This is a genomic window from Hydrogenovibrio marinus (assembly GCF_013340845.1).
Classification (GTDB): Bacteria; Pseudomonadota; Gammaproteobacteria; order Thiomicrospirales; family Thiomicrospiraceae; genus Hydrogenovibrio; species Hydrogenovibrio marinus.
Genome location: NZ_AP020335.1, coordinates 1790242 through 1802865, shown reverse-complemented (window position 1 = coordinate 1802865; position 12624 = coordinate 1790242). Strand labels below are relative to the sequence as shown.

The following is a 12624-nucleotide window of genomic DNA, read 5'->3' as shown; positions in this document are numbered from 1 at the left end:
GGATGCTGAGATTTGAATTGGTTGTGGGTGCAGGAGAGTTCTTTGAGACCTTTGATTCACTTGGAGTAGAACGTATTCTGGAGTTTTCCGGACGAGTGCTTGCACCACAAGAACGCTTTGATGAAATACAGAATTTTCATTTGGCGATTCAGGTAAAGAACAGCCGTTCAGATATTTTAGGCAGCGGTGAGTTGGATGTGGCGAGCAAGGTATTGAAGGCAGAGGTTTTTCTAACTCAAGCGGATGTGCAAAATCTGATGCAGCTCTTGCCAAGCTTAAGTGCCGGGCATTTGGACTTGTCTTTCTTTCTATTGATAGACAACAGTCACGAGATTTTCGATGACCGCAAGGGGCTAAAAGATCGATATGAATTCCATATCGACGAGTTCGTGAAAGTGCTGGGCTACAACAATACCTAAAGCACTCCAATTGTTTTTAATCAGTCAATATCCGGCACTAAAGCCTCGATGACTTGTTGAGCGATTTCCAGCTCTTCATCTGTCGGAATCACCCAAACAGCAATCTCACTGTTTTCAGTCGTAATTAAGGAAATACCATCCACATCTTCGTTGGCGGCATAGTCGATTTCAATGCCGAAACGGGTTGAGAACCCATCCAAAACCCGTTCGCGAACCAATGCGGAATTTTCGCCAATGCCACCGGTGAATACCAGTGCATCGACCTCATCCATCACTGCAAGATAACTGCCCACAATCTTGTTTAGACGGTAGGTGAACATATCCAAAGCCACTTCTGCCTCATGGTGGCCGGATGCAGCGGCATCGACCAAACTGCGCATGTCACTGATACCACAAAGTCCTTTTAAGCCGCTCTCATGGTTGAGAAGGTAATCGGCTTCATCAGCTGTGTAACCTAATTCGCGAATCAAATACAACGGAATTGCCGGATCACAGTTGCCAGATCGGGTCCCCATAATCAATCCCTCCAGCGGGGTAAACCCCATGCTGGTGTCGATACTTTCGCCGTATTCGATAGCGCAAGCGCTGGCGCCATTGCCCAGGTGCATGGAGATTAAACTGACGCCCTCCAAATCCATTTCCAGCATTTCAGCAAGCTGCTTGGCGATATGTAAATGAGACGTGCCATGAAAACCATAACGGCGGATGTGATGCTCGTGGTACAACTCATTCGGAATGGCATAGCGGTAGGCATAATCCGGCATTGTCAGGTGAAAAGAAGTGTCGAAAACTGCTACCTGCGTCAGATTGGGGAAGCGCTCAGTGATATGGTAAATCGGAATCAGGTTGATCGGATTGTGCAAAGGCGCCAACTGACAGAGCTCTTCTAGTGTTTCAATCACCTCATCATTAATAATGGTCGCTTCATGGAAGGCTTCGCCCCCTTGTACCACTCGATGCCCGATGACGTCACAATCTCCCAAGTGCTCACAATAGCCAGCGGATTTCAGTTTTGCTTCGACTTCCAGCAGCGCTTCTTCATGGGTTTTCTTGCCCGGTTCTTCTTGTGGGTCTTCGGTCAGATTATCGATATTGCCATGCAATGCCAGATGAGTATCTGTGCCGATATAAAGGCTGTATTTGAGAGATGAACTCCCCGCGTTAAGCACCAGTATCTTCATGAGGCATCTCCTGTTGTGCATGCATTTGTTGGGCTTGAATAGCCGTGATAGCGACTGTGTTGACAACGTCATCCACCGTGCAACCACGACTTAAATCATTAACGGGTTTGTTCAGCCCTTGTAATACCGGGCCGATAGCGATGGCGCCAGAAGCGCGTTGTACTGCTTTGTAGGTGTTGTTTCCAGTGTTCAAGTCTGGAAAGATAAATACTGTCGCCTGCCCGGCAACATCGCTGTCAGGCATTTTTTGACGAGCGACCTCTGGGTCAATGGCCGCATCATATTGCAGCGGGCCCTCAAGCGTCAGGTCAGGTCGTCTTTGCTTCGCTATTTTGGCGGCTTGGCGAACTTTGTCCACCTCATCACCGTGTCCTGAGTCGCCAGTAGAATAGGACAGGAGAGCGACTTTAGGTTCAATGTCGAAGCGAGCAGCTGTGTCTGCTGAACTGATGGCGATTTCCGCCAGTTGGTCGGCATCTGGGTGTTGGTTTACGGCACAATCGCCATACACCAATACACGCGTACCAAAGCACATAAAAAACACACTCGAAACCAAAGTTGTGCCGGGTTTGGTTTTGATGATTTGTAGCGCGGGGCGTACTGTATCAGCTGTAGTATGAGTCGCTCCGGAAACCATGCCGTCGGCATAGCCGAGGTGCACCATCATTGTCGCAAAGTAGCTGACGTGGCTGATGGAGTCTCTTGCCAAATCAAGGGTCATGCCTTTGTGTTTGCGCAGTTCATAAAGTGTTTGAATGAATTCAGATTTCCATTCACTTTCTTCATGGTCGATGATTTCCACGCCGTCCAGATTGATACCCAACAGGTTGCAGTGGTAATGGATTTCTTCCGCCTTACCAAGCAACACCGGGCGCACAACTTTGCGCTGAAGTAAAATCTCACAGGCTTTGAGTATGCGCGCGTCATTGGCTTCCGGTAGCACGATGGCCTGTAGCGATTGCTTCGCTTTTTCAAATAGGCGGTACTCGAACATCATTGGCGTGGTGACATCTGCTGTCGGTTGTACGAATTTCTCCAGTAGACAATCTTTATGAACATATTGGTCGAATAGACTCAGTACCAAATGATTTTTTTGTTCATTATCCGCATAGAGTCTGGCTCTGACTTCATGTGCTTTCATCGCCGTTGGGTAAGTGTCTGTCGATACTGAAATTAAAGGGATTTCCAAGCCACGATAACCGGACAGCAGCGCCATGATGATGGGCGAAGGGATTAACCCACCTGTCAGCATAATACCGGAGATGTTCGGCAAACTTCTGGAGTAGAGGCTCATGACCGATACCGTCAAAATATCTGTTCGGTCACCGGGTACGATAATCAAATCACCTTCTTGTACTCGGCTCAAATAATTCTCCGCCGTCATCGCGGCAACCACCGGGCGTTTGACAAGACGAGTCAAAGGCACTTTGTCGTTGAGCAATAAACGACCATTCAATGCCTCGTAAGTTTCTTTGACGGTCGGCGTGTCCAAATCCGGCAGGTAAGGTAAATAGAAGATTAACGAATCTTCACCATTTTTGGTGATGAGCTTCGGGCTGTCGCAACTGAAAATCTTTTTCGCCTCGGCATCTTCAGAGCGTTTCACTTGGTTTGCGAATACGGCAAACGGGGTGATGCCCTCATCATGAGCGGCTTGGATTTCCATTTCTATGTCGCTTTCGACATCTTGTAGGGTTTTATCTTTACCGTTAAGTACCGGCACGAAAGGGGCGTTGAAATGTTTCGAGAGGTTCAGGTTCAGGTCGAAGTCGATGGTGGAAGCCATTCGGCTCAACTCCATGCCTTGTACCAAAACAAAATCGTATTGTTGCAATAGCTTTTGGTACTGAGCGATGAGCTTTTCGTAAAGCTCGTGTTTATGGCCTTCGCTCAATAGTCGAATCACTTTATCAAGCGTGAAACCAACCATTTCATCCATTGATTGCGGGAGGTCGAAGACGGATTGCATGAAGAGGCAGTCCGCATCCTGTGTTTCTTCCACCACCGGGCGGAAAAAAGCCACTTTTTCGAATTTTTGGTGAAGCAAAGTCATCAACCCGAAAGAAATAGCCAAGCTTCCGGCATGACGCTCACGAGAAGCAATGTACAGACTTTTCGACTTCATAACCATCCCTTCAAAGAATCGTGCCATTAGCATAGCAAAGAATGGGAACGAAATATATCTTGAGAAGTGATTTGCGGAAATGAAAGGGAAAAATCTACCAGGTTGGGGAGGAAGGCGGAACCCAACCTGGCAGATTTTTAATGTGACATCACGCTTCGTTGATGTTGGTTACTTGGCGATCAAGGTAGTCTTTCAATGCCTTTGACTTGCTGCGGATATTGAATGTCAGTTTTGCCACGTCATCGAAGTGTTTTGCGAAGTGAATCTCCACACCTTCTTTCAAGTAATCTGGCAATTCGTTGAAGTCTTTGCGGTTTTCGTCCGGCAGTATCAAGGTTTTGATGCCGATACGTTTGGCCGCAATGACTTTCTCGCGAATCCCGCCGACTGGTAACACTAGCCCCGTCAAACTCAGCTCACCTGTCATCGCCAAAGGCGTTTTGATAGGTTCGTTACGCGCTAAGGACAAGAGTGCGGTTGCCATGGTGACACCGGCACTTGGACCATCTTTTGGTGTAGCGCCATCTGGTACATGCAAGTGGACGAAAGCTTTGTCAAAAAACTCAGGGTCGGCTTTGTATTTTTCCAAGGAGGATGAAATATAGCTGTAAGCAATGCCTGCGGATTCCTGCATGACTTCACCCAACTGACCGGAGAGCTTAAACCCGCGGTTGTGCGTGTGCACTCGGCTAGCCTCAATGGTAAGGGTTGCGCCGCCCATGGATGTCCAGGCAAGTCCAGTCACGGTACCGATCTGCAAGTTGGTTTTTTCCTCGGTAAAGCGTGGTTGACCTAGCATGTCTTCCAAATCTTGCACATGAATCGTCGCACTTTTAACATCCTCTCTGACGAAACGAATCGCCAGTTTACGGACAATTTTTGCCAGTTGTTTTTTTAGGTTACGAACACCTGCTTCACGCGCATAGCCGTCGATGACGTGGCGGATGGCAGGCAAGGTGATTTGCACCTGTTTCTTGTTCATACCTGCTTCTTCAAGTAGTGCAGGCCACAAGTGATGTTTGGCGATTTGCATTTTCTCTTCAGTGATATAGCCGGACAGGCGAATCACTTCCATACGGTCAAGTAACGGCCCGGGAATAGTGTCGAGCGTGTTGGCGGTACAGATGAACACGGCTTTGGATAAATCAAAGCGTACATCCATATAATGATCCATGAACTCGTGGTTTTGTTCAGGGTCAAGCACTTCCAGTAAAGCAGACGCAGGGTCGCCTTGGTAGGAAGAACCAATTTTGTCGATTTCATCAAGCATGATGACCGGGTTTGCGGTGCCGCAGTCTTTCAAGGCTTGGATGAATTTACCCGGCATAGCGCCGATGTAGGTACGTCTGTGTCCTTTGATTTCTGCCTCGTCACGCATACCACCCACCGAGAAACGATAGAATTTACGCCCAAGGGTGTCGGCAATAGAGCGACCGATAGAGGTTTTACCCACACCTGGAGGCCCAACCAGACAGATAATAGAACCGGATACTTCACCTTTCAACGCGCCAACTGCCAAGAACTCGAGAATACGGTCTTTAACATCGTCCAAGCCATCATGCCCTTTATCCAAAATCTTCTGGGCACGTTTCAGGTCGAGAATGTCTTTGGAGTGTTGTCCCCAAGGCAACTGCGTCAGCCAATCTAGCCAGTTGCGAGAGACACCATACTCGGCCGATTGTGGATCAAGCGTGGTGATTTTATTCAGTTCTTCTTCCGCTTTGGTTTCCGCTTCTTCACTTAATGAAAGCTTTTCGATACGGTCGAGGAACAAGTCTGCATCAGCATCGCGGTCATCTTTGACCATGCCCAGTTCTTTTTGGATTTCTTTCAATTGTTGGCGCAGGAAGAAATCGCGCTGTTGGTCGCTGATGTTTTCTTCCACACGCTCACGAATATTGAACTGCAATTTAGTGACTTCGATTTCGTGTCTGAAAAGGGTTTGCACTTTTTCCATACGCTCAACCAAATCCAAGGTGTCGAGGATGTCTTGTAACTTGTCATTGCTGGCAGACGTCATACTTGCGGCGAAATCCGCCAATTGTGCAGAGTCGGTCACGCTGTAGCGGTTGAGGAAGTATTTCAATTCTTCGCTGTAAAGCGGGTTCAGCGGTAGCAACTCTTTAAAGGCGTTCATAATTGCCAAGCCATAGGCTTTCAATTCGGTTTCGTTGCCTTTGACGATATCTTTTGGATAGACTACGCTGGCATGGTAAGGCTCTTCAGAAGACAGCCAATCGCTGATTTGGAAGCGACAAATCCCTTCGGCAACCAGTTGAATGTAGTCTTCACGCACTTTCGGGTCGTGGATACGCACCAGCGTTCCCGTTTTGGCAAATTCTTCTGGCTTGGCTTTGTTGTGCTCGTCGCTATCGACAAAAATAATACCGATGTAACGTTGTTTGGCATCGATAACGCGTTTGATAGTTTTTTCCCAAAGGTCTTTGTTCAGCAAGACAGGGAGGGTTTGCCCAGGGAAGAATGGACGTTCTTTCACTGGAAGCAGGTATAGGTGATTCGGCTTGCTGCTGTTGACTTTAATCAGGTTGGCAAAGCCTTGCGTGACTTTTTTGACGGCATCTTCGACTTCTGCCATTTTGACATCGTCATCTTCGTCAGTGATCAATTCACCGTGTTCGAGAATCAAGTTTTCGTCTGCATCAGTATCTTCTATTTCGTTTGCTTGCAACGAATCTTCGACGTAGTCGTCGATATGATCTTCAAACGCAACGAATTCGATTTCTTGATGATCGTCGGATTGAGCCTGATTCTCCGCTTCGTGATCGGCTGGCGTTTGATCCGAGATTTCATTCTCAAGAGTTTCGGTGATAGGGTCTAATTCTGTTTTTTCGCTCATGTGTCGCTCATGGTTGCTAATATTTTGAGGTCTATTTGAGTTATCATATGGGGATTGTTTTAGCGGTTTTCAAGAATTGAGAAGTAAAAAATGCAAAAAATAAAAATAGGATTTGTCACGGTTTCCGACCGGGCCAGTCGTGGAGAATATGAAGATTTAGGTGGGCCAGCCATGCGTGAGTGGATGACGGAGGCGCTTACCTCTGAGTGGGAGCCGGTGGTACGCTTGATTGAAGATGAGCAGCCGATTATCGAATCAACCCTGAAAGCGTTGGTGGATGATGAGGGGTGTTGTCTGGTGGTCACGACTGGAGGAACTGGGCCTGCGAAACGTGATGTCACGCCTGAGGCGACCGAAGCGGTCTGCGATAAGATTTTGGATGGTTTTGCCGAGCAGATGCGCGCGGTGTCTTTGCAATATGTGCCGACAGCGATTTTATCTCGTCAGATTGCCGGTACTCGTGGTAGCTGCCTGATTATCAATTTACCGGGTAAACCTTCAGCGATTAGTGAGTGTTTGGAAGCGGTTTTTCCTGCCGTGCCATATTGCATTGATTTGATTGATGGTCCTTATCTGGAAACCAATGATGATTTCATCAAAGGATTCCGTCCAAAACATGCTGTACGTAAGTCTTAGTTTAGACTCTGAATACAAAGGCGATATTTATGAGTAACTTCAATTATCAATATGATGGCTTGGAAACGGTCAGAGACTTTATCCGTTGGGGCGGTACGCTGTTTCAGAAGGCAGATTTGTTTTTTGGTCATGGCACGGACAATGCATTTGACGATGCCAAGGTATTGGTATTCTTTGCATTGAAATTGCCTTGGGAATTGCCTGAGTCTTACTTGTTGGCGAGATTGACGCAAGCGGAAAAACAACAGGTCACCGAGTTGTTCCGCCAACGTGTCGAAACCCGAAAACCCTCTGCTTACTTAACAGGTGAAGCCTGGTTTGCCGGATTGCGTTTTATTGTCAACGAGTCAACCTTGGTGCCACGCTCGCCGATTGCCGAGTTGATTCAAAAAGAATATCGTCCTTGGGTTGAGCCGGAAAACGTTGAGCGCATTTTGGATATGTGCACGGGATCAGGATGTATCGGTATTGCCAGTTTGCAAGCCTGCCCTAATGCCACGGTTGATTTGGTGGACATTTCCACGGATGCCTTGGCGGTTGCGGAGAAGAATATTGCTTTGTATGGCCTAGAAGATTCTGCTGTTGCCATTCAGTCAGATCTGTTTTCAGCATTGGAAGGGCGTAAATATGACTTGATTGTTTCTAACCCGCCTTATGTTGACCAAATCGAGATGGAGGCCTTGCCGGAAGAGTTTCAGTGTGAACCGGCTTTAGGGCTGGCGGCAGGAGAGGACGGTTTGGATTTGGTTCGCAAGATTCTCGCTCAAGCTTCTCAGCACTTGAATGAAGATGGTACCTTGATTGTCGAGGTCGGTGTATCACAGTACTACATGGAGCAGGTTTATCCTGAAGTGCCTTTTTATTGGTTTGAGTTCGACAACGGCGGGGAAGGGGTGTTTGCCCTTCAGAAGTCGGAGCTGGATGTTTTTCAAGAAGTGTTTGATGCCGCTGCAGCGTTGATTTAATGTCGAACACCGCTCAGCTCGGTTTAATAGCATAGTTCCATTCTTAGACGAGTGTCTTTTCTCTGCTATAAACGTTTAATTTTAAAAGTTGGTTGATTATTTGCTTTAAGCTGACTATTCAGTAAAGGATGAGCAAATCCTGGGTCGAAAGACCTGTAAAATCGAATAATTCAAGAAGGAAACTGTCTGTTTTTTGACATCAAAGGCTATGTTTAATAGCGGGGCCGAAACAGTCAAGACGTTAGGAAAACTTTTATGAAAGCGTTAAAAAGGTTGTTGATAGCATTCATTTCGTTTGGCGTATGTTTGGTGGCACCACAAGGTTGGTCTGCCGCTGTTCAACATAGCAATGCCCCATTGATTGACTTGGGCGCGGAAATGAAAAAACAGCACAAGGAGGCAGCTCCCGAAGGCGCTGCGCCGGCTCAAGGTAAGGCACCTGCCGCGGAAGCCAAAAAAGAAGAAGCACCTAAACCAAAACCCGTTGTGCATAACCCACATTGGTCTTATTCGGGAGAAGAAGGCCCCGACCATTGGGGAGACTTGTCGCCTGATTATGCAACCTGTAAAACCGGCAAAAATCAGTCACCAATTAACTTGATGGCAGATGATGCCGTTGGCACCACTTCACTACCGGGCTTTGATGTGCACTACCGTGATACGGTTCTTAAAGTCATCAACAACGGCCACACGCTGCAAGCCAACGTGCCTTTGGGTAGCTATATCAAAATCAAAAATCAGCGTTATGAGCTGTTGCAGTATCATTTTCATACCCCCTCAGAACATCAGTTGAACGGTTTCAATTATCCGATGGAGTTGCATTTGGTTCACCGAGATGGTCGTGGGCATTATCTGGTAATTGGTATTTTGTTCAGAGAGGGTAAAGAGAACGATGCGTTGCAAACTATCCTGAACCACTTGCCTAAAAAAGTCGGTAAACAGGAAATTTTTAATGGCATTGAATTTAATCCAAATGTCTTTTTCCCTGAAAGTAAAAAATTCTTTAAATACAGCGGCTCTTTAACCACACCGCCTTGTACGGAAGGGGTTTATTGGATGGTGTTCAAACAACCAATCGAAGCGTCGGCGGAGCAACTTGAAAAGATGAACGAATTAATGGGGGCGAATGCTCGTCCTGTTCAGGATTTGGAAGCTCGCTCGTTGTTGAAATCTTGGAGCAATCCTAAAAACGATAGTCAGGATCACCGTTACTATCAATATTACTAACAGCAATTACATCTAAGTCGTTAAAGCGCTTTAAGGCAAGGCCTTGAGGCGCTTTTTTGTTTCTACGGTATTTTACCGACAAAGCCTTCCATCAAGTTTGACACAAAAGTTACCCCAAAAATTGCTGTGATATGGCAATAATCACGGTTTTGTCATAGAACTTTACTTGACTTATCTGCAGCATTTCCCGATAGTTAAAGTCTTGTCAAAGTAGAAAGATGTTTAGTAGCAGGAAGTGTATGGACCTGAAATCACGTTTTAAGTCTCGCTTGAAACCCCTTAGTGAAAAATCCTTGAAAGCCTTCGAATATTGGCAGTCTTTTTCGTTAAAGATGCGTGTTTTCATCATTACGTTACTGTTTTTTGGCATTTTCCTAACCGTTTTACCTTATGGCATTAAGTGGGGTATGAAACAAGCCCTGCTCAAGCAAGGGTTGGAAGAAGTCCATATCGAAGATGTGTCTTTCAATTTATTCACCGGGCGCTTCAAAGTCGAAAACATGCTGTTGAAAAAGGCAGGAAAAGAGCCTTTGAAACTGGGTGAATTTTTCTTCGACTTTGACTGGCCGTCGTTATTTGAAAAGCACTTGGTGGTCGATAAACTCATTCTGCTGAAAACTCACGTCCATGTCGACTTTCAACCTAAGAAATTTCTGGATGTTGCCGGGATTATCATTCCTTTGAATAAGGAAACACCTAAGGAAGAGCCAGCAGACGGCGGGTTGACCTGGAAATTGGGTATTAATAGTCTGGTGCTGAAAAATACCGTGGTGAGCGTCATTGCCCCGAACATTGATAAAGATGTCCGTTTTGAAGAAGTTGCATTGAACCACCTACAGAACTGGGAGCCATCTATGCCAGCTGACATGACCTTCAAGCTTGAGGTCGGTAAGGGCAAAGAATATGGCGGTTTCAAAGGGCACATGAAGGTCAATGCCTTTTCAGAGACACAAAAGCTGGTGGGGCAGGTTGAAATCAATAACCTGCTGTTGCAAGCCTATGAGAAGTTTTTACCCCCTGAAGTCGAGCAATTGGCAGCGAAGGTCGGCGGCAAGATTAATGTTTCAGCTTTCAATAAATATGGTGACGTGCAAGCCAAGGTCAACAGTGACTTGAAGTTAGAAAACGGCATCGTTCAAACAAAGGACTTGCAGGCGGATGTTGGTAAAATTACCTTTAATGGCGAGTCGGATGTCTCTTTACTTTCCGGTGAACTGAAGCTGCAAAACGATGCTAAGTTGTCTATACAAAACGCTGGTCTAAACACTTCTGATGTGTCACTGAAAGTCGGTGGCCTAACTTTGGAAGGCACAAGAAACGTGTTGCATAAAGACCAGTCCTTACAAGTCAAGGCGAATGAAAGTCTTACCATCCAGCACACTGCATTAAAACAGAAGGGCAACCAGTTGTCGTTTGATGACCTGCAATGGAAAGGTCATGTCGAGACGCAAAAAGATACAAAGACGGCTTTGAATGTGGACGGCACGTTGCAATTGGCAGGCATTAACCTGTCTCAAAAAGCCTTAGTGCTTTATGGAAAGACATTATCTTGGCAGGGGAATACCGATCTTGATATTCCTTCTGAATCAAAGCAAAAGTTGAAAGTGAAAACTCAAGGTAAGGTTGCCTTGGACAAGTGGACATTGACGAATACTCGAAAAGACCTGTTGATGTCGAGCTTCGATAGCTTGGATTCGCAAGTTGGCTTTGCATTGCCTTTGTCGGTGTCCGTGAAAGATTTTAGTTTGGATGAAGTCACTGTTGCGCAGTTTAAGCACGGTAAGACTAAGCAAGAACATTTGCCGTTGGCTCAGTTGAAAAGTTTTAACCTGAAACACTTTAACCTTGTAGGAACTAATAAAATCAATGTTGGAAAGATGGATGTCAACAGCCTGAAAGTTAATTTGGATTTCGATGAGAACAAGCACATTCATCAGTTTGATGCTTTGATGGCTTCTTTGCCAATAGATCAGAAAACACCGGCGAAGAAACAAACTACGACGCACTCAAAAACAGATAAAAAAGCGAAGCCATCCTCATTGCAGTTGATGTTTGATGGCTTGGATTTCAAAGGTTATAACCGCGTTGAGTTGCTGACGCATGCCACTCAACCTGCGATGCATAAAAACATCGATATTCGTACCTTATCTATCGGTAAGCTGAGTTATCACCACCCAAATAGAAATACGCCAATCAGATTGCTTGCGACCATTGATAAATATACTAAAGTCGACATCAAGGGCAAGGCAAAACCATTGACGAAAAAAGTGAATATGGATGTAACAACGCATATTCATGACATGGATTTGTACTCCTTCTCGCCTTTGATTAAACGGGATTTGGGTTACCGAATTCAGAGTGGATCTTTGAACCTGACATCCGATGTTAAGGTTAAGGATGACATGTTGACCTCGAAAAACCATGTCTTGCTAGTAGGCTTTGACATGGAAGCAGATGACAGTGACCAAACACAGCCGAAAGCTCAGGGCACTGAGAATGCCGTTGAAAAAACAGCTAATGAAGCGAGTGGTTTAATGAGCGCGACTGCATTGAAGTTTGGTTTGAACATGTTGCGCGACAGTCGAGACAACATAGATTTGGATTTGCCGGTTAATGGCGATTTATCTGATCCGGGGTTTGATGCCACCAGTGCCATCAATATTGCATTGAGAAACGCATTGACGGGTGGAACCAAGCTAGCATTAACTTTGGCATTGCAACCTTATGGCGCAATTGCAATGGCGACCAGTTACGCCTATAACCAAGCCAATAAGATCCAATTCCAATCCGTATCGTTTGTCGCCGGAAAAAATGAGCTTTCTGCTGGGATGACAGAGTATCTCGACAAGATGGGCAAATTGCTGAAAGAGAAGAAGCAAATTACCTTGAAGGTTTGTGGCTATTACACCCAGCAGGATGTTGATCTTTTGACCGAGGCGATAAGAGTAAATGACGCAAACAAAACGGATAATGAAGACAACGGCCTGCCTCAACAACAAAAACAGGCAGGGCAACAACCGCTCAGTGCTGAGGCACAAGTAGAGCTGAATCAACAGTTATATGATTTGGCAAAATCCAGACAAAGACTGGTGAAAGATTGGTTGGTGGAAAAGGACGGTATTGATCCGTCAAGATTGACGACCTGTCATCCAGAACTAGAGCAAGAGAAAGTCACAGGCGTCTCCTTATCTATGTAAACAGTTGGATACGCAAT

Annotated in this window: 8 protein-coding genes; 5 read left to right on the top strand and 3 right to left on the bottom strand. The window is 46.0% G+C overall.

Annotation, left to right across the window (positions count from 1 at the left end; translation table 11 throughout):
* Positions 1 to 2: 2 nt before the first annotated feature.
* Entirely contained in the window at positions 3 to 419 is a 417-nt protein-coding gene (locus HVMH_RS08620; protein ID WP_029910039.1) for a hypothetical protein, read from the top strand.
* Between the two features lie 20 nt (positions 420 to 439).
* On the opposite strand, the gene HVMH_RS08615 is transcribed toward HVMH_RS08620, so the two are convergent.
* From HVMH_RS08615 to lon, 3 genes are all read right to left on the bottom strand, one after another.
* Positions 440 to 1600, bottom strand: coding sequence for an acetate/propionate family kinase (locus HVMH_RS08615; protein WP_029910037.1), 1161 nt, complete (start codon positions 1598 to 1600; stop codon positions 440 to 442).
* On the bottom strand, positions 1581 to 3725 hold the full coding sequence (pta, locus tag HVMH_RS08610; RefSeq protein WP_035629975.1) for a phosphate acetyltransferase: 2145 nt from the start codon (positions 3723 to 3725) through the stop codon (positions 1581 to 1583). The genes HVMH_RS08615 and pta overlap by 20 nt, the downstream gene beginning before the upstream one ends.
* A 148-nt stretch (positions 3726 to 3873) precedes the next feature.
* Positions 3874 to 6582 carry an endopeptidase La gene (gene lon / locus HVMH_RS08605; protein ID WP_051623011.1) on the bottom strand — a complete coding sequence of 903 codons (2709 nt, stop codon included), beginning with the start codon at positions 6580 to 6582 and terminating at the stop codon, positions 3874 to 3876.
* 90 nt (positions 6583 to 6672) lie between these two features.
* On the opposite strand from lon, the gene mog reads away from it, so the two are divergent.
* From mog to HVMH_RS08585, 4 genes are all read left to right on the top strand, one after another.
* On the top strand, positions 6673 to 7218 hold the full coding sequence (mog, locus tag HVMH_RS08600) for a molybdopterin adenylyltransferase (protein ID WP_029910031.1): 546 nt from the start codon (positions 6673 to 6675) through the stop codon (positions 7216 to 7218).
* 29 nt (positions 7219 to 7247) lie between these two features.
* Entirely contained in the window at positions 7248 to 8183 is a 936-nt protein-coding gene (gene prmB, locus HVMH_RS08595; protein ID WP_029910029.1) for a 50S ribosomal protein L3 N(5)-glutamine methyltransferase, read from the top strand.
* A gap of 255 nt (positions 8184 to 8438) precedes the next feature.
* Complete coding sequence (locus tag HVMH_RS08590; RefSeq protein ID WP_051623010.1) at positions 8439 to 9410, top strand: carbonic anhydrase; 972 nt, start codon at positions 8439 to 8441, stop codon at positions 9408 to 9410.
* 239 nt (positions 9411 to 9649) lie between these two features.
* A complete protein-coding gene (locus tag HVMH_RS08585) occupies positions 9650 to 12607 on the top strand; it encodes a DUF748 domain-containing protein (protein ID WP_029910025.1) in 2958 nt (985 codons plus the stop codon).
* The last annotated feature ends 17 nt before the right edge of the window (positions 12608 to 12624 follow it).